Here is a 19,963-nt window from a genome sequence, read left to right as displayed (position 1 = left end):
ACGCAAAAAGATACCATAATTTGAGTTGCTGATGTTAGAAACTGGGCTTTTGATAATATTGCTAGACATGTTAAGTCTTTATTAGACAGTAAATATGAGTGTCATATAATCTACTCTAAGGATTTTAAACACTATAACGATTTTATACAATCCTTAGGGCAGTATAAATCTATTAGCTTAATACATTTTTTTTATCGAGGTTATTTAACCGAATTGTTAGAAGGCCTCTCTACTAATTCATCTAGCGCCGTTAATATAGATGAATACTGATATTTTATTAATTGCATCAATTGAAGAAGGGACCCCTCTGCCTCTAATTGAAGCAATGGCATTTGGATGTGCAATTATTAGTACAAATGTAGGGATTGTTAGAGAGGTGTTACCAACAATTCAACACGAATTTATCATTAATAGGCAGCCAGTAGAATTGGTTGAAGCAATCAAGAAGCTAAATAATCAACGAGAGCTATTAGCTACGATAAAAGAACAAAATTTTATTGCATATCAAAAAATTTTTGGCGACAATACTTACCTACAAAATTTATGGTTTAATTTTATCGAAGAGTCAATAAACAATAATGCAACAAAGCATAAATTACGAATCAGACATCAGGTGCTACATACTATTACTTGCGTGGATCCATCATTTGTTAATAAAGGGCTACAAAAAATTCTTCGTGTATCTTGGATAAAAGAAATCGCAAAATATTTTCTAAAATATTGCGGGGTCCAGGAAGGAGTGAAACTAATAATATCAGTATACCTATATTTTTTCTCGAATAGTGAGTATAAGAATTTTCAAAAGTTTATCCCGCAATATCAAAGTCGGCAAGTAAGGGGGCAGGAGAGAAATGTCTATGTACTTTATACAGAGCTTTTCCCGGGAGTAGCTAATTCTACCAAAAAACTATTTAATAATACTATCCCTTTTCCAGCTGGAAGTTTACCCAAATTGCTCAGAAGAATTAATCCTTATTTACCGGAAAAAATTATTACGCAAATAGCAAAATTAATTATTGATTCAGATATTAAAAAACTGATTATATCAGGCGGGGTTGGGGTGCACGTGCAATTAGTAGAAAAATTACAGGAAATTAAAAGAGATAAATCTTTAGAGGTGTATTTATTATGGCATGGCTCTCCTGCCCAATGGGTAGATATTGGGCATTGCCACGACTTTTATAAATGGCTTAACTTATATAGGCAAAATAAAATTCAAGGCATTATTACTTTAAAAAAGGGGTTAGAGGAGTTTTTGAAGAGTAATTCTATACCATCGTACTTATTACAAAATTTTATTCCTAATATGGAAGAAAAAAAATTAATTCCTTCTACAAGGCACAAATTTAGAATAGGATTATGGAGTGCCTCTACCATATGGATAAAGAACCTCTATCCTCAAATTGCAGCTTTAACTATGTTTCAAGGTAAAATTAGTTGTCATACAAATTTTCATTTTGATAACAATAAATATACTTCTTGGATGCAAGAGAGTCTTGATATTAAAATTTTTCCTGAACGGTTAGCGCATCAAGAATTATTAAATCTTATCGCAGAGACTGATTTAACTTTATATATAACTAATTCGGAATGTTCTCCTATGATAGTCTTAGAAAGTTTAAGCTTATCCGTTCCTTGCCTTGTTGGTCCTACTGCTGATATTTATGATGATGTGTTCTTGCGGGATATGCTAACAGTGAATCGTGTTGATTGCCCTTTAACTATATATAATGCTATAGAAAAAATTAGGCAAAATATTGATATAATACATTCTAAATTACCAGATTTTATTAACAAATATAACCATAATGCTGTTTACTTAAAAAGCACTTTCTTAACTTCAATAAACGAGTAAATGAATCAAAGATTTCTAGACTCATTAAATCCTGAGCAATTAGCTGCGTCACTGCATACAGAAGGACCTATTTTAGTGCTTGCAGGTGCTGGTACTGGTAAAACTAAAGTATTAACCACCAGGGTTGCCAATATAATTCATAAAGATTTATCTAGCCCCAGAAATATTTTAGCAGTTACCTTTACTAATAAAGCTGCCAAAGAGATGCAAGTACGGATAACCCAAATGACAGATTGTTATGGGCTAAATATAGGTACTTTTCACTCTATTGCCGCAAAGATTTTACGTAGCCAAGCGGAACATCTAAACTTAAGTCTAAATAGTAGATTTACTATTATTAGCCAAGATGAGCAAATAAAGCAAATTAAAGAAATAATTAAGCAGGAGAATATCGACCCCCAAAAATATGCTCCTAAGCTTTTACATGTTATTATATCCCGTTGGAAGGATCAGGGTTTATTGCCGTATAAAATTTCGGAGTCGGATATCAAGTTGCCAATTCATAAAATAGCTAAATCTATTTATGGAATATATCAAGCTAATTTACTTGCCTCTAACGTAGTAGATTTTGGTGATCTTCTACTCTACAACAATGAACTGTTCATCAAGAACCCTAATATATTAAAATATTATCAAGAGCAATTTAAATATATTTTAATTGATGAGTATCAAGATACTAATGCAGTGCAATATCTTTGGGCTCGAATGCTGGCAAGTAGTACTAAAAATATCTGCTGCGTTGGTGATGATGATCAATCAATATATGGGTGGCGAGGGGCGGAAATAGGCAATATATTACGTTTTGAAAAAGATTTTCCTAATTCTACCGTTATCAAGTTAGAACAAAATTATCGTTCCAGTGCTGAAATTTTAACAGCCGCTTCAAATGTTATTAACAACAATAAGAATCGCCATGGTAAGACTTTGTGGACCGATAAAAATGATGGGAAAAAAATTAAAATTATTTCCTGCTGGAATGAAAAAGAAGAAGGCAGATTTGTTGTATCAGAAATTGATAAATTAATTCGAGAAAATCACTATAATGCCAATAGCATTGCTATTTTAGTACGTGCTAGCTTCCAGACTAGAGCCTTTGAAGAAGTATTTATTAGTAATGCTTTGCCATATAAGATTATTGGAGGCCTTAAATTTTATGAAAGAATGGAAATACGGGATCTCCTTGCTTATATAAGGGTTACTTTAAATCATAGTGATAATTTAGCGCTTGAGAGGATTATAAATGTTCCTAGAAGAGCAATAGGCAATACTACTTTAAAGCAAATCAAAGATTATGCTGCTGAACATAATCTGCCCATTTTTCACGCTATCCGATTAATGTTAGAGCAGGGGGTTTTAAAAAATAAAGTTAAAGATAATTTAAATAAATTAATTACTAACATAGAGAGTTGGAGGAAACGTTATACAGAAGAGCCTTCGGTAAATGTGACTAGATCTTTATTAGAAGAATCGGGGTATTATGCACTACTTAAGGAAGAGAAAACTGATGAAGCGTTAGGCAGAATTGAGAATATTAATGAAATGCTTAAAGCAGTAGCAGAATTTGGGGATATTCATGATTTTGTAGAGCATTCTAGCTTAGTCATGGAAAACGAAGAATTGGAAACCCATTTTGGAGGGGCTGTTACTATAATGACACTTCATGCAGCCAAAGGTTTAGAATTTGATTTAGTATTTTTACCGGGCTGGGAAGAGGGGGTATTTCCTCATCAGCGCGTCTTAAATGAAGAAAGAGAAAATGGCTTAGAAGAAGAACGCCGAATTGCATATGTTGGTATTACTAGAGCCAAAATAGAGCTCTATATTACTTTCGCCGAAAGCCGTAGAATATTCCATGATATATTACGTTCTGCTCCTTCGAGATTCCTTATGGAAATCCCTGATGATGTGTGTATTAGAACTTCCTCGACTAAGCAGTTAAATTACTTGGGAGCGAAACATAAGTTTATTTTTTAATTTTCATTTGTAGTTTTGGTGTATTTGTTGTAAAATGATAGCGTATTATTAAGTAATCTTACAGCTGAAGATATTAACAACTCATCAAAGGTGTTATTATGAACATAAGAACGCAAGACAATTCAATGAGAAGATATACGGCCGACACAGTAGAAAAAGAGCCCCCTACAATAAATTTTCTTAATGAAAGATTATCTAAGTTTTTAAATGATAATGCAGTCCCTGGAGAGGAAATTAATGCAATCCTGCAAAGAGCAGATGATAGTAGAGATAGTATTTATACAGCAGATAGGAATATCCAATTAAACGAAGCAGAAGCAGAGTATGTACTATTACATTTTCCCGAAGATCATCTAAAGTATAGAAAACTTAATCAAGAATTTGTCAATGATATTCCAAATGTTGAGCTAGCAGCAGAACTTTCAGATTATATCAGCAGCGAGTTTGACTTTGATGACGATAAAATCGCTGAAATTTTAGGTATTGAGTATCTATATGATGATGATAACGTTATAAGGATTCCAGAGGCACAGGTAGCAAATATTACAGGGAAACAATGGCTTAACTTTCGCCAATGGGTTAATTCTTACAGAAGCGAGGAAGGGCAAGAACCTGAAGGGTTTGATGAGGCATTTGGTCACCACAAGATAGTGCAAGATAAGATTAACCAGGAAGAACTGATCAATCTAGCTGGTAGAGAGAGTAGTAATGTTGCTGGTATTCAGAATACTGCTGCTATTCAGAATAATGAATTAGTAGAGAAATTACCAGAGGATATAAAATCTAGTAATAGCGTTAGCGACGAATTACCACAAATAGCTAGCGCTAGTGAAAGGAAGGAATATGAAAGAATACAAAAACTGCATGAAGAGCAACTAAAGGTATTAAATACCGGAATAGTAAATAAGGCGCTTAAGATCATTGCACAAAATAAGAAAAGAAAATTTAGTTGGGAACAAAAGAATGAATTGCAAAGCAAAGTGGCAGCAGTATTAGATACATTAGATGAAGAGTATATTAAGCTAAATCAAGCAGCGCTAGTAAGTAATATAGTCGATAACCTTAGCAGGTCAACAGAAAGTAATTGGTTTAGAAAATCTCTTAAGATAAGTGATAAAAAGGTAGATCAATATCTAACACAATTCATACCTGTTGTTACTACAAAAAACACTGAGTTTGTTACGAGGCATCTTAAAGATGAACTTTTTAAGCATAAAATACCTGAACCAGAATTAGCACGTAGATTATCAAAATATTTGATCAATACTCTAGATCAGCACGGTAATTTTGGATCAACGGTCCTTACACAAGATGAAACTAAAAAATACAGTTTTGAACAATTAGCGGATTTAAGAAAACATAACCCTCGAATATTTGATAAGATCCTTTTTGCGCAAGAAGATTTAGCTAAAAATGCGGCAATAAATAGCGTCGGTCAAAAAGAGCTAGATCGCCTGAGTCAAAAAGGAGATCTTACAAAAAGTAGTGCTGCCTTTGCCACCGATATACTGGCAAGTGTAGTGAAAAAATATGAGGGGAAAATAGCAACCAGAGAAGGAGAAAAAATCTTTAATAAGCTACATGGCGTTTTATCAAATTTTGATTCACAATATTTAGCTAACCACCAGCTACAGTTCATAAACGAGATCACAACCTCTCTTAGTCAATATGGAGATATTAATAAACGACATCAGCAGTTTAATATTTCTTCCAAGGGGCTTACTAAGGTGAGCGGGTTGATAGAGAAGGATCATCTACAAGCAAACAGACAATTTATTGACCAAGAAATTGCAGAAGGAAAGAAGTGTTTCGAGAGTAACCTTCTTAAACATCAAGTGGCTAATACGCAACTTTATAATAGAGCCGCGACTTTTTTGGCAACTAATAATATGCAGGAAGTAATAGAACGCGAGAAACTTTTGAGGCCCGAACAACTAAGAGCTCTAAAGAAATTGACGCAATCATTAAAGGATCCACAAGAGCAGAACAATATTGATATATTAAAGAACTTGGACATTAGTACGGAGCAGCTAGTTAGAATTAGGAGACTTGATCCTCACTTATTTGACTCTACTATATTCTTATCCCAAGATATTGCAAATATAGAGAACAGAAAGAAAGAAATGAAAGAAAAGTTTCTTCAGGATTTTGAAGTAAAAGAAGGAAGTTTTGTTAAAGTAAAAGAAGGAATGGTCAATGAGTTTTCAACTCAGAAGCTTAAAGGGTACTCTGTGCATAGAATTAATAGCCCTGGGGATCCGAAAATGGAAAGAATAGAGGCCCAGAGTGCAGCTCGTAGGGCACAGGGCACTGCTCGATTATCTAGCGATGATACGGAATCTATGGTTGTGCCTCCCTTTCTACGTTCGAGCTTCAATAGTATGTCAGAAAGTCTAACATCCGCTAGACACTCTATTAATTCTAATAGTTCTTGCTACAACAGTGATAGTAGCATACAAGGAGAATCGCAGTCTATAATATTTAACACTTCTGGTAATAATGTCCCTTCTTCCCCAATACTGAAAGCTGATAATAATCAAAGATATAGTAATAACTCTCTAGCAAGATCTAGCTCCACAGATTCTGGCTTAGGAGAATTGAGTAGTAGAGCGTCTAGTGATAGTATATATGAAAATCTACCCTGGACAGGGTCTCCTTCTATGGCGCCAGATTTGGGGTTTGGAAGTCAGGAAAAGCTAGCAATCAGGGAGGCAAGAGATTCTAAGTCAGCTAGTATCAGTAGTATTACACCTTCTAATTTATCAGGTTCCGATTCTGCATATGGAAGCCAGGAAGATATAGGGAGGGAGAAAAATGACCTGATAGCAAAGGTAGTTCAAGACAAATTGCAGGATATAAAACGATTACCTAACAAGCTTTATAGTTATAAAGCTGTGCAGTTACAACATGCTAGCAAGGATATGAGGCCTGTAGTATGTAATGAAGGCGTTCTATCAATATTAGAACTAACTGCACCACTTTTTCGTGATCATTTGTTTGATGATACAATAATAACAGATTTGTTTAGGGAGGTTAAATCGAATGCGGAGAACCTGATCAATCTTCCCACGGATGTGAAGATCAAAACTAATTGGCAGCTAGCAAAATTAGAAGCAAGTTTAAAAGGATATGTACTACCAACGGTAGTAAGATCAAAAGTTCCAGTAGGATCAGAAGATCCCCCTCCTATTAAAGCCCTTAACTCAGTTTTACTAGATCTGCAAGGAAAATCTATTCCGAAAAAAGAATATGCCAGCACGGTCATTGACAAAACTATGGAGGTGTTGTGCAATGATACAAGTTTTTCGCCCACGCAACTTGCAGAGTTTGAGGCACTTATTCAACAAGGAGATAAAACTAAAAAAATGGATAAAGTTTCCTCTTCCCTTAATGAGAAGCAACATGCGGAACTTGCTAACGCTGCTAATGAAGCAATGAAGGCTTTCATGAAAGAACTACCCTTTAATAGAAGAGGAGCTTTCAGTCCTGAAATAAAGAATACTGCCAAAATGTTTATATTTGAGGCAAATAAAAGAAATCCAGAAGATTTGTTAAAGATACAAGGTTGTATGGATATGATAGATATGCCTGATGGGTTGCTATATGGGCTATTTGCCAATAATACTACTAGGCGGGACCAAGAAATTAAAGAAGTAGGTGATGCCATACAAAAACTCCAGGGCGACAATGATAGTCAACAATTTAGTAACACTATTAATCTAATATTTAAAAAAGAAAATGATGAGATAACCTCTAAGGTGGCACAAAGATTAGTGCAAGAAGCTATCGAAGAAGTAAGCGATACTCAAGATCAAGAAACTTTTGATAGACATAAAGAGCTATTTAATTATTTAAATCCTATTTTAACAAAACTAGGATTTGATAACTTACAAGCAAATAGCGTAGAAATCGTAAAATATCTGCAGAAACGACTTACCGAAAATAAAAGAGAGCTTTCTTTAAATAAGAGTTTGTTTGAGGGGATTAAAAGTTGGTTATTTCCCGCTTCTAGTAGATCTAGTGTAGAGGATAAAGTACCTAGCGTAGAGGATATTTTACCAAGGATTTCTCATCAATTATTTGAGAGGTTCGGAGAAGCTCAACTAACGACCCCTCTAATTAAAAAAATAATGGATAATCTAAAAGGAAAAAATCTAAGGTTCCCCCCAGATCGTGAAAATAAAATGAGCAATATATTATCGACAGAGCTATCTAAACTTAATCCAGAAGGCCGAAAGGGCAATGAAGATATATTAGCGCAAACTATTAGTGAAGATATTATCTCTAATAAGGGTGTTGTCCTTAAGGAAAATCAATTGTTTAATAGCATTGCCTTCGAAACAATAGTTAAGAAAGCCTGCGACAAAATCCTTTTACCCAATTCCTTACATTCCCAGCTCATCCCTATCACGCAAAACATTCAAGGTAAAATATTTGCTACAGTAGAGGCCACTTGTGTAACTCCCTCTTTTGGGCAGAAACTATTAATGGACAAAGTACAACCTAACCATCTTGCTGACAAAAATAGAAGAATTGTTTCTGTAAGGTAATACCGATAAACCCGCAAGCTTGGACAAGAATAGTATTCTTGTCCAGACTTCGCGTAATATATACTCCTCTGATATGAATTTGGGTGCGTCGTTGCTCAAATAGCTCGCCTATTATCTATAGGCTTACCATCGCGCCTAGCAGCAAAATTATCAGAAGAGGAGTATATAATAAGCTCTAGGGCTGTGAAGGAAATTTTTATAGCTTATACTAAACTTCTTGCTTTACCTCACAAAAGATATTTTGCAGTTTTATAATATGTCTATTGCGTCAAGAGAATATTTTTTATATATCTATATCATGAAATAAAATTATAGATAACAGATGCATAAATATAGGACGCATAATTGCGGAGAGTTGCGGGTAGAAGATGTTGGAACACGTGTAAAATTATCTGGTTGGGTGCATAGGCGGAGAGATCATGGGAACTTAGTTTTTATTGATCTAAGAGATCATTTTGGAATAACTCAATTAGTGTTCACTGACCAAAATCTCACTTTAATGGAAGGAGCAAGTTACTTAAAGTATGAATCAGTTGTAACAGTTGTAGGTAAGGTAATCGCACGAACAGCTACCACAATAAATGATTCGTTGGCGACTGGGCAGATTGAAATATTAGTAGATGAATTAATTATTGAGTCTAATGCTGCTCCCTTACCATTTGTCGTTAATACTGATCAAGAAGCTCCAGAAGAAACTAGGTTAAAATATCGTTTTTTAGACCTCAGACGCGAAAAGCTGCATAATAATATTATGTTGAGAGCAAAAGTTATTTCTCACTTACGTACCCTTATGGTTAAAAATGGCTTTACGGAATTTCAAACCCCTATTCTTACTGCTAGTTCTCCTGAAGGGGCTAGAGATTTTTTAGTCCCTAGCAGATTGCATCCAGGAAAATTTTATGCGCTACCACAAGCTCCCCAGCAATTTAAACAATTGCTGATGGTATCAGGGTTTGATAAATATTTTCAGATAGCGCCTTGTTTTAGAGATGAAGATGCCAGGGCAGATAGATCCCCTGGGGAGTTTTATCAGCTAGACATCGAAATGTCCTTTGTTACTCAAGAGGATATATTTAGCACTATTGAACCTATAATGTATGAGATATTTTCAAAATTTTCTGATAAAAAAATCTCTAATATCCCTTTTACTAGGATTCCTTATGATGAGGCAATATTAAAATATGGTACCGATAAACCAGATTTACGGAATCCAATTATTATCACCGATGTTACCAAATTATTTCAAGATACTGATTTTACAATTTTCAAAGAAAATATAAAAAATGGCGCAGTGATTAAGGCTATTCCTGCGCCTAAAGCCTCGAGCTTACCTAGAAGTTTTTTTGATAAAATGCTCGATTTTGCTAATTTAGAAGGGGCGAAGGGGCTTGGTTACATTCAATTTTTAGAGGATGGGAGTAGCAAAGGGCCGATTGCTAAATTTTTAACCACCGCCCAATTACTTGATTTAAAAACTATTGCAAATCTTCAAGACGGAGATGTAGTGTTCTTTGCTAGCGATCAGGTTGAAGTAGCAACAAAATTTGCAAGCAAATTAAGAACAAAATTAGGAGAAGCATTGGGATTACTTAAAAAAGACAGTTTTGAATTTTGCTGGATTACTGACTTTCCATTCTATGAATTAAACAAACAAACAGGCAAAATAGATTTTAGCCATAACCCTTTTTCTATGCCCCATTTAGGTATGAGCGCACTTGAGTCGGCAAATACCATAGAGGAGTTGCTTAATATCAAAGCATATCAATACGATATCGTGTGTAATGGTATTGAAATATCTAGTGGAGCCATTAGGAACCATAAACCCGAGATAATGTATAAAGCTTTTGATATTGCTGGCTATAGTAAAGAAGAGGTAGATAAAAAATTTGGGGGAATGATTAAAGCATTTACATTTGGGGCTCCTCCACACGGAGGAATTGCCCCTGGGATCGATCGAATTATTATGTTGTTAACTGATTCTAATAATATTAGAGAAGTAGTAGCATTTCCCTTAAATCAACAAGCAGAAGATTTGTTAATGACCGCACCTCATTATGTGGAAGGAGAAGCTTTAAAAGAATTGAATCTTACTATATCCCCTATAATTAAGGGGGGATAATATATTCTATGAAGTATTATTTTACTTTATTGATGATATTATTGCTAAATAGTGCTATAAGCTTGGCGGGCGTCCAAGCTACAATAGCACAAACCACGCAGGAATATTTATCAAGTCGTTTTTTAAATGCCGCCTTTTTATTTGCTGATAGTAACACTAATTTAATAGTAGGAGCCAAAGGCCTGTTTTCAATATACGGAGAACAGCTTAAGGCTAATCAGGAAATGGCTATTGGGGCTTCAACAAAGCCTATTATAGCTGCGGCGATATTAAGATTACAAGATCAGGGATTACTTAATGTAGCAGATAAAATTGCTAACTATGTTGAGAATGAATATTGGCCTAGTGAGAAGTTACCTAAGTTTATAAAAGAAATAACTATTCATAATCTTTTAACGCATACTAGCGGTTTACCAGAATATACTAATAAAGTTAGTAATGACTTAAAGCTATCTCAAAAAGAAAATATTAAGAATATAATAAAATTTGTCTTTTCCAACCTGCCTTCTACAAATACTCAGCTAAATAAATATAATTATAGTAATAGCAACTTTATTCTCTTAGGTATGATTATTGAAAAAGTCAGTAAGAAAGATTTAAGGAAATTTTTACATGATGAATTTTTTAAGCCATTAAAAATGAGTGCCACTAAATTAGCTACCTTTTATGAAGCGCAAGAAATGCAAAAAAATTCTGCCGTATCAAATTATCCTTTACGCTATCTAGTGCAACCTAATAACAACAGTAAGCCTAAATTTGTATTAATCGGTTCCCAGCTTTCATCTGCTGCTAATTCTTTCCTTGTGCCCTATGCGGATGGAGGGATAGTTTCCAATACATTTGATCTTATTAAATGGCATAGGGCTCTTCACCAAGGAAAAATATTATCAGAAAATTCTTATAGGCTGATGACTACTAAACATTATTTGGTTCACTTAAAAGGAAAAAGCGCAACTGGCACTGATGTATTAGATGATGTGTCTAGTGGTAAGAAAAATTTAATAATTAATCTTAATCAAAAACTACATACAACATATACAGGGTATGGTATTTTTATTGCAGAACTAAATGATAAGGATATCTTGATTCATCATCCAGGAGGTAGTACAGGATTTGGAGTACGAAGCGAAGTAGGGTATATACCTTCTAAGGATTTTTATTTCGCAATATTGAGTAATGTTGTTGTACAGATTCCTAAAGATGGGGAGCTAAAAGTGGATATGAATAATATTGCTAACCAATTAGATATATCTTACTTTAGAGAAGCAATTATTAATGCGATAATTTATAATGACGCGAAAATTTAGGGGAATATTTTAAACGCACCGCAGCATATAGCATATACTCTAGGAACTTCAAGAATTGGCGTCGTCGTGCCCTAAAGATCGAGGCTGCTCACGTCCTTTAGTATGCTACTCGTCTTTCAAAAATTGTTTTTTTTATTTTATCCTGGACTCACGTACTAGCATGTATAGTATAGTCCATTAAGGTGCGTACAGGGTATTTATCTTCAAGTATGCATGACTACTATGCTTCCCGCGTACTCTCGTGTATGTATCATAGTAACCTAAGCTATACGCTGCGCGCTCGCCATTAAAAATAAAATCCAATTCTTGAAGTACGAGCAGTATACGCTGCGCTGCTCGACTTTGAGCCTCCTCGCTCTTCTTAAAGTTCACCGAGTATACCAACTCTTCAGGTGCGAACAGTATATATATATATGTTGCTAATAAAACCACTCTCATTCATGCTTTAATTTAGTAATCAATGCTTGCATCTTTTCTGCATTGAGATCTTCAAAAAAGTCATCATTAATTTGCACCACGGGCGCATTAACACAAGCACCAAGACACTCCACTTCTGTCAGACTGAATTTTTTATCCGCAGTTAATTCACCAAAATTAATGCCCAGTTCCTGTTTACAGATATTGGTGATCATGTCACTACCTCTTAGCCAGCAAGGAGTGGTCCCACAAATTTGTATATGATATTGGCCGACTGGTTTTAAATTAAACATAGTATAAAATGTTGCCACTTCATAGGCCCTGATAAAAGGTAAACCAAGTAAATCTGCTACATATTCTATAGACACTCTAGGTAACCATCCATTCATCTGTCGTTGAGCAAGATCTAGTAAAGGCAGAATAGCACTTTTTTGCTTCTTTTCTGGATATTTCATAATGATATTTTGAGCTTTTTTTAAGTTTTCATCATTAAAGCTAAAATTTAATGGTTGATTATTCATCGATCAATTTCTCCAAAAACAATATCAAGGCTAGCAAGGATAGTGACTACATCTGCCATTAAATGACCTTTTGCCATAAAATCTAATCCTTGTAAGTGGGCAAATCCTGGTGCTTTAATACGGCATCTATATGGCTTGTTAGTGCCATTGGAGTACAAATATACTCCAAATTCTCCTTTAGGTGCTTCTACACATCTATAAACTTCCCCTTTAGGAACATTATAACCTTCAGTGTAAAGTTTAAAATGATTAATCATTGCTTCCATTGATTCCTTCATTTTGGCCCTACTTGGAGGAGCAATTTTAGGATCAGAAGTTTTAATAGCACCAGTGGGGATCTTATTAAGGCATTGTTCAATTATTTTAAGTGATTGATACATTTCTTCAACCCTAATTAAATAACGATCATAGCAATCACCAGTTTTGCCAATTGGTATCTTAAAATCTAGTTCTGCATATATATCATAAGGATTAGATTTTCTAAGATCCCATGCAATTCCCGAAGCTCTCAGGAGCGGGCCAGAAAATCCCCAATCCATAGCTTCTTTTTGGCTGACCACTCCTATATCTACTAGTCTTTGTTTCCAAATCCTGTTATTAGTCAACAAGCTTTCAACATCTTGCAATTTTTTAGAGAATTGGTTAATGAAATTATTAATATCCTCTAATATCCCATCTGGTAAATCTTGGGCAACGCCCCCAGGTCTAAAATAATTTGAATGCATTCTCGAACCCGATACCCGTTCATAGAATTCCATAATTTTTTCCCGCTCTTCAAATAGCCATAATAAGGGGGTAGTAGCTCCTACATCAAGGGCAAGGGTAGTGATATTAAGTATATGGTTAAGAATACGGGTGAGTTCGGAAAACATTACCCGAATAAATTGAGCGCGCCTTGGCACTTCACAATTTAACAAGGTTTCAACGGCTAGAGCAAAAGCATGCTCTTGACACATTGGGGATACATAGTCTAGGCGATCAAAGTAAGGAATAGCTTGGAGATATGTTTTGTGCTCAATTAATTTTTCAGTTCCTCTATGGAGTAAGCCAATATGAGGATCTGCTTTGTTAATTACCTCCCCGTCCATTTCTAAAATTAATCTTAGTACTCCATGCGCTGCTGGATGTTGAGGGCCAAAATTTAAGGTAATATTAGATTTCTTGTCACCTTCCTGCTTGACCTCTGCACTTAATTCATTATGGTTAGTATCTTGGAGGCGATTAGAGGGAAAAGAAGAAATATTTTTATTGGTATTAATCATATTGTTTATTTTATACTGATTGTTAGCCTATCTTAGGGCCAATATATTTCTGTTTGTGATTGGGGTAAGACTTTCCTACATAAGCTAATCTAGGCGGTAATTTTGTCGTCAAAAGCAGGTGTAGCTGCCTTCTAAAGCTTCTTGCAGCCCTTCGACCTATTTTGCCTTCTCATCACCAGGTAATACATAATTAGGCCCTTGCCAATTAGAAGTAAAATCAAATTCTCTATATTCTTGTTCTAATTTAACGGGCTCATAAACTACTTTTTCAAGTAATTTATCATATTTCACTTGGACATATCCAGTAAGAGGGAAATCTTTTCTAAGGGGATGTCCCACAAAATCATAATCCGTTAGGATACGCCTAATATCGTGGCTACCACTAAAATTGACCCCAAACATATCATATATTTCACGCTCATACCAGCAGGCTGCACTAAATATTGTAGTAATAGAAGGTACTATTTCTTCCTCTTGTACTTCAATTTTTACTAATAGGCGTTTATTTAATTTAAGGCTTAACAAGTTATATGTTATTTCAAACCGTTTCGAACGGTCCAAGAAATCAGCAGCAAATAAATCTGTTAAAATAGTAAAGCGTAAATCTTTCATTGTTTTTAAGGAAGATAAAAATAATGCGAGGTGCTCTATACTAGACTTATAGGTTGTTAAGTTAGCTAAAGATATAGGTGTAACATTTAGCTCTTGCTTTTGTATTAGCTCCTCAATTAATTGCTGCATGGTTTTGCTAATTTATTATTATTTAAGTATGGACTACCGTATTACTAAATCTTGTGGTTCTTCTAATTTTATTTTGTAATTGTATTAAACCATAAATTAATGCTTCAGCTGTAGGAGGGCAGCCAGGTACATATACATCCACAGGCACAATTTGATCGCAACCGCGCACCACTGAATATGAGTAATGATAATATCCGCCTCCATTAGCACAGCTACCCATTGATAGCACCCATTTTGGTTCAGTCATTTGATCATAAACTTGGCGTAAGGCGGGGGCCATCTTATTAGTTAATGTTCCTGCTACTATCATTAAGTCGGATTGTCTTGGGCTTGGCCTAAATAACATACCAAAGCGGTCCATATCATATCTGCTGGAAGCAGCTTGCATCATTTCTACAGCACAGCAAGCTAACCCAAAGCTCATAGGCCAGAGAGAATGTGCTCGTGACCAACCTAGTAAATCATCAAGATTTGTGAGCAAAAATCCTCTGTTAGATATTTCGTCTGCAAACATTTGATCTTGTTGCAATAGATCGATAGTGCTTTGCATCTTATACTCGCTGTTGAATAGTATTGATTACTGGCAGCCCCTTAATGATATTCCTCGTGATATGAACCTGCCTGCGTCGTTGCTCAAATAGCTCGCCTATTATCTATAGACTTTACCACCTCTTCAAGTGCAAACAGTATACTTGAGGATTTAGGAACTTTCAAGAATTACTGCTTTGATTTTGTCTTAAAATTACTCCCACTCGAGAGCGCCTTTTCTCCACTCATATATGAAACCAACAGTGAGTAGAAATAAAAAAAACATCATTGAAAAAAAACCAAGTAGCCCAATTTTTCCTAGGGTAATAGCCCAAGGCATTAAAAACGCTATTTCTAAATCAAAAATAATAAATAAAATGGCTACTAAATAAAATCTTATATCGAACTTATTTCTGGCGCCTCCAACTCCATCGAACCCACATTCATAGCTTTCTAATTTAGCTTTATTATATTTTTTAGGGCTTAAAAATTTTGGTAGTGTCATTATCACTAGTGACAAAACAAGGGCTATGCCAAAAAATATAGCAATAGGCAAATATTCGAGATAAACAATTCTTAACATTATATTATACCATAGGATAATGATTGAAGAAATGGTTAATTAATTGACAATATACTCTAGGTTCTGTAAAGGAGCCTCAAGAATTGGCTTCGTTGCGTCTTTTTTGAAGTTGACCTTCATCTAACAACACTTCAAATCATAGGGGAATACAAGATGAAGATAATTATTTTTATCTGGTATTACTAAGTAAAACAAGTAAAAATGCGTTTTTAAGGCATTGCCCGTTTTTAAAGTAATGCTATCGTGCATCACGCTCGTTGCAACACAGGCTAGAATATCTAGAATTGCATTTTTCTAGAAGTGCATTTTTGCCAGAGCCTAAAGTAATCTATAAACAATCCTTAACAAAAATTTCATAAATTGGATGTTCAAAAGTCGAAATTGACACACTAGCTAAGGTAAGCCAACCTTGGAAAATCACCTTAGAATCCTCATCAATTTTATGTTCTGTAATAGTGAATAATATATAAACGTCTTCATTATAAGGATCAAGATTTTTCATACATTTATGGAGCTTAATTTGGATATTACCAAAATATTGCGACTCCTGTAGCTTTAGTAATAATTCTTTTGAGGTAGCAGTGATTTTATTTAACGCAATAATCTTAGCAGAAGTACAATGCTTTAATTGTAAATCCCTATCTTGTAGATTCTCTGCGGGATTATCAAGAGGGATATTGTTTGGAATAAAATTATTTTGCTCTTCAGTATTATTAATTATTTCATCAGTGGTCTCAAGATCATCTAAATTAGTGAATACCGAATCCTCTTGCCCGTAGGAAGGAATACTACATAAACCAAAAATTATATTTATAAATATAAAGTATTTTATTAGTTGCTGTAGCATGGAAAACAGTGATTTTGATTTAAAGGGTAAGTCACTATAAAGATAGATTTCAAGAGTGCGATTTTATTTGCCAGGGAGGCATACATATCAGTACGTAAGCACGCAAACCCCTAATAAAATGAAAAAACTCATTAGACTTCTTGCAAAACTCGCATCGCGCAGGGGATTGAAGGAGACTCTTCGCCCTAAATAAACCGCAGCGTACTTAAATGTACGTAAGGATTCAAGCCTAGATTATTGTCCCAATTACCAGCTCAAGTTTCGAAAGAGATCTATTAGACCTCTTGCATAACCTAATCTAATTGGTAATTTTGTCGTCGAAACTCCTCTCTGTTCCTCACGTACGTCTATGTACGCTGCGGTACTCGACTTCGTTTCTCCTAAAAATTCTTCAATTATCTTTAGGTTATGCAAGAGGTCTATTGAAAGATCAACAGTATACAGGAGAATATTAAGCTTGTATATAAGTAACCTCAATGCATATAAAAATATTTACTTCACAAAATCTATTCAATTTGCCGCTAACTTTTGCGAACTATAGGCGGTTATTAGGGGAAATATAGCTAATAATTTATAAATTTAACCGCTTTAGTCATTTTTCTATTGTAATTTATTTTTGTATGTTGCATATTTATTACTTTATTGGAATTTTCTGCTAAGTTTATGTGTTATAGTCAATTAATATAAACTAGGGACACCGTTGTTCGTGCTTACCTAGTATTTCTAGGCTTCGTGCCTCGCACCTAGTCCTTAAACCCCCTTAATTTATTATACTGTTATATTTTAATACTATTTGAGTGAATATTGATGCAAGCTGTTAATCATTTTATATTAACTGACCAGCAGGTTAGTAATAGAATTAGAGTTATTTTTTCGTATTTCTCCATATTACTTTTTATAGGGTTTACTATTTTTGTCACGTTATCTATCAATAAATTTGTGAACGATAGGATGTCGATGACGGTGGTTCAGCCAGAAATTACCGTGATTCCTGAAGAATTACCCGAAGCAATTTCAAAAACTGTAATTATTCAAAAAGGGGACACTTTAAACGCAATATTTGTACAGCAAAAAATCCCCAGTAATGAAATAGCCTCTATAATAAAGCTAGTGCAAGAAAAAAACTCCAACTTTGCATTAAAGGTAGGACAAAAGCTAGTATTTGATTATGAAATTAAAATCACTGAAGAAGAGGGACAGGATCTTGCTGCTGAATCGTGGACTCTGAGTAAACTCACTATAGTGTTTGACAAGTTAAACTCTTTAGAAATCATTAGGGCAGATCAGGGTTTTTATGCTCAAAACGTTGTTGTTGCGCTTGATAAATTTTTAACTAAATCTTCTGTAGAGATTAATACTAGCTTTATGGCAGCCTTAAAATCTTTAGGCTTATCAAATAATAGTATCAACGAGTTGATTAATGCTTATAGTTATCAAATCGATTTCCTTAGGCAAATTAAAAGTGGCGATACTGTCTCTGTGATAACCGAAAAATTTGTGACTAAGGATGGTAATTTTTCCCACCATGGAAGGGTTTTATATGTAACCCTTAATTTATCAGGTCAAGAATATAATATTTATAGATATTCCCCCGATAATATCAAAGACAAGCATTCTTTTTTTTCGGAAGATGGTAAGAGTGTTAAGAGGAGCCTACTAAGAAACCCAGTTAAATTTATGCGCATTTCTTCACATTATGGGATGCGTAATCATCCAACTTTAGGTTACAGTAAAGCACATAAAGGGGTGGATTTTGCTGCTCCAACTGGGACTCCAATTTATGCGGCAGGTAATGGAGTGATTACTGAAATAGGATGGAAAGCGGGGTACGGAAAATGGGTCCAAATAAAACATAGCCAAACTTTATCCACGAGTTATGCTCATGCCTCTAATTTTGCAAAAAACCTTAAGGTAGGGAGCGCAGTAAAACAAGGGCAGGTGATCGCGTACGTGGGTAGTACTGGTAGGGCTACAGGGCCGCATTTACATTATGAAATTAAAATTGCTGGTAAAAATGTTAATCCTATGCTCGTTAAAACCACCCCGGGAGTAGAACTAACCGGTAATAAGTTGGCTCAATTTAAACAATTTAAAAATAAAATTAAATCTTTGAGTAATGAACTTGATAGTAAAATTGAAGTCGCAGATAATGCAGATATAAAGTTTTTTTGAAGTCTGAGGCTCGAGCTATAGTCAATTAAAAGGAATTAGGGACTAGGCTCAAAGCTTAGAGCTACGATGGTAGAGCAACGAGCAACGGCGCCCCTAGTTTATATTAATTGACTATACTACAAAATTCTGCTGGGCCGAAGTAAAGAAATAAGCAAAAATAAAATTTTAAATCATGCGCATCCCCCCTAAATTAAAAAAGTTTTTACTAATTATACGCCGTAGTAGTAGTATAATGTTTAAGCTAGTAATTATAGACCAGTTAGTAAAATGGTGGTTTATAGGTTATTTAAGGAATAGGGCTGGTTTGACCTTAGAAATAACAAGTTTCTTAGATATGGTTTATAGCTGGAATTACGGGATAAGCTTCGGTTTATTAAGAAATTACTATCAATATAGCAATATGCTATTTTTAGTATTAAATTCTGCGATTACTATATATTTATGGAGTATCTTAGTCCGTAGCAAGTCAGTAATAGAATTTATTGGGTATAGTTTTGTAGTCGGTGGGGCAGTGGGGAATTTAATTGATCGTTTTATTAATGGGGCAGTGTTCGATTTCATTTATTTTCATTATAATAATGTTGGTTTTCCAATATTTAATTTAGCTGATAGTTTTATTTCATTAGGAGTAATTATATTATTATATGATTATTATCAAACTAAAAAAACCGTTGAACAAAAAAATGTAGTCCAATATAATAATTCGCTGATTCAAAGTGAGGCGGACAGGATTCGTGAACTTACTTATAAACAAAATATGAATGAAGGAGATTAAGTGCGTACATTCTTTTTATTAATTACTGTGTTCTTAACACTTACTGGCTGTAATAAGAAAATAAAAGAAACTATAGGGATGGTAACAACTGGGCCTAATGAATATTTAGTAAAGCGTAATAAACCATTGGAAATGCCACCTCATTATGAATTGACTTTAGTCAAAACAGTTGAGACAACAAGTAATGATCAAAAGGGTATAGATAAGCTTAATGAGGGAGAAAAAGCTTTAATTAATGAGATAGGGAGATAAATAGGCTTTTCGCATAATTCGCATCTCGCAGGCGATTTGTCCGGTTGATTCGGAGCGGTA

At 34.6% G+C, this 19,963-nt stretch carries 15 protein-coding genes; 8 read left to right on the top strand and 7 right to left on the bottom strand.

Annotated elements, in window-relative coordinates:
• The first annotated feature begins 259 nt into the window (after nt 1-259).
• The 5 genes from AAGD44_RS02625 (at nt 260) to AAGD44_RS02605 (ending at nt 11,805) form a co-directional block, all read left to right on the top strand.
• On the top strand, nt 260-1,855 hold the full coding sequence (locus AAGD44_RS02625; RefSeq protein ID WP_341764450.1) for a glycosyltransferase: 1,596 nt from the start codon (nt 260-262) through the stop codon (nt 1,853-1,855).
• Nucleotides 1,856-3,829 (top strand): UvrD-helicase domain-containing protein, encoded by a 1,974-nt coding sequence (locus AAGD44_RS02620; protein WP_341764449.1) that lies wholly within the window; start codon nt 1,856-1,858, stop codon nt 3,827-3,829. It abuts the gene before it with no gap.
• Between the two features lie 125 nt (nt 3,830-3,954).
• A complete protein-coding gene (locus AAGD44_RS02615) occupies nt 3,955-8,379 on the top strand; it encodes a hypothetical protein (RefSeq protein ID WP_341764448.1) in 4,425 nt (1,474 codons plus the stop codon).
• A 322-nt stretch (nt 8,380-8,701) separates the two neighbouring features.
• Nucleotides 8,702-10,498 (top strand): aspartate--tRNA ligase, encoded by a 1,797-nt coding sequence (gene aspS, locus AAGD44_RS02610; protein WP_341764447.1) that lies wholly within the window; start codon nt 8,702-8,704, stop codon nt 10,496-10,498.
• Between the two features lie 8 nt (nt 10,499-10,506).
• On the top strand, nt 10,507-11,805 hold the full coding sequence (locus tag AAGD44_RS02605; RefSeq protein ID WP_341764446.1) for a serine hydrolase: 1,299 nt from the start codon (nt 10,507-10,509) through the stop codon (nt 11,803-11,805).
• Nucleotides 11,806-12,239: 434 nt separating this feature from the next.
• Here AAGD44_RS02605 and nuoE read toward each other — a convergent pair whose 3' ends face one another.
• The 7 genes from nuoE to AAGD44_RS02570 form a co-directional block, all read right to left on the bottom strand.
• Nucleotides 12,240-12,743 (bottom strand): NADH-quinone oxidoreductase subunit NuoE, encoded by a 504-nt coding sequence (gene nuoE / locus AAGD44_RS02600; RefSeq protein ID WP_341764445.1) that lies wholly within the window; start codon nt 12,741-12,743, stop codon nt 12,240-12,242.
• Nucleotides 12,740-14,005 carry an NADH dehydrogenase (quinone) subunit D gene (gene nuoD / locus AAGD44_RS02595; RefSeq protein ID WP_341764444.1) on the bottom strand — a complete coding sequence of 422 codons (1,266 nt, stop codon included), beginning with the start codon at nt 14,003-14,005 and terminating at the stop codon, nt 12,740-12,742. Before nuoD ends, nuoE begins: the two co-directional genes overlap by 4 nt.
• Before the next feature lie 156 nt (nt 14,006-14,161).
• Nucleotides 14,162-14,746, bottom strand: a complete 585-nt coding sequence (locus AAGD44_RS02590) for an NADH-quinone oxidoreductase subunit C (protein ID WP_341764443.1) — start codon at nt 14,744-14,746, stop codon at nt 14,162-14,164.
• 22 nt (nt 14,747-14,768) lie between these two features.
• Nucleotides 14,769-15,260 carry a NuoB/complex I 20 kDa subunit family protein gene (locus AAGD44_RS02585; protein ID WP_410521005.1) on the bottom strand — a complete coding sequence of 164 codons (492 nt, stop codon included), beginning with the start codon at nt 15,258-15,260 and terminating at the stop codon, nt 14,769-14,771.
• A 228-nt stretch (nt 15,261-15,488) separates the two neighbouring features.
• On the bottom strand, nt 15,489-15,857 hold the full coding sequence (gene ndhC / locus AAGD44_RS02580; RefSeq protein WP_341764441.1) for an NADH-quinone oxidoreductase subunit A: 369 nt from the start codon (nt 15,855-15,857) through the stop codon (nt 15,489-15,491).
• Between the two features lie 328 nt (nt 15,858-16,185).
• Complete coding sequence (locus tag AAGD44_RS02575; protein WP_341764440.1) at nt 16,186-16,704, bottom strand: DUF2155 domain-containing protein; 519 nt, start codon at nt 16,702-16,704, stop codon at nt 16,186-16,188.
• A 246-nt stretch (nt 16,705-16,950) separates the two neighbouring features.
• Nucleotides 16,951-17,118, bottom strand: a complete 168-nt coding sequence (locus tag AAGD44_RS02570) for a palindromic element RPE1 domain-containing protein (RefSeq protein ID WP_341764439.1) — start codon at nt 17,116-17,118, stop codon at nt 16,951-16,953.
• Nucleotides 17,119-17,511: 393 nt separating this feature from the next.
• Here AAGD44_RS02570 and AAGD44_RS02565 point away from each other — a divergent pair, with 393 nt between their 5' ends.
• The 3 genes from AAGD44_RS02565 to AAGD44_RS02555 all read left to right on the top strand — a co-directional run bounded on the left by AAGD44_RS02565 (nt 17,512) and on the right by AAGD44_RS02555 (nt 19,903).
• On the top strand, nt 17,512-18,876 hold the full coding sequence (locus tag AAGD44_RS02565; protein ID WP_341764658.1) for a M23 family metallopeptidase: 1,365 nt from the start codon (nt 17,512-17,514) through the stop codon (nt 18,874-18,876).
• A 172-nt stretch (nt 18,877-19,048) separates the two neighbouring features.
• Nucleotides 19,049-19,651 (top strand): signal peptidase II, encoded by a 603-nt coding sequence (gene lspA / locus AAGD44_RS02560; protein ID WP_341764438.1) that lies wholly within the window; start codon nt 19,049-19,051, stop codon nt 19,649-19,651.
• Entirely contained in the window at nt 19,652-19,903 is a 252-nt protein-coding gene (locus tag AAGD44_RS02555; protein ID WP_341764437.1) for a DUF3035 domain-containing protein, read from the top strand. It begins immediately after the preceding gene.
• Nucleotides 19,904-19,963: the final 60 nt, after the last annotated feature.

Origin of the sequence: Candidatus Tisiphia endosymbiont of Beris chalybata, from assembly GCF_964026555.1 — a bacterium.
Lineage (GTDB): Bacteria > Pseudomonadota > Alphaproteobacteria > Rickettsiales > Rickettsiaceae > Tisiphia.
This window is presented reverse-complemented; position numbering and strand designations above follow the sequence as displayed.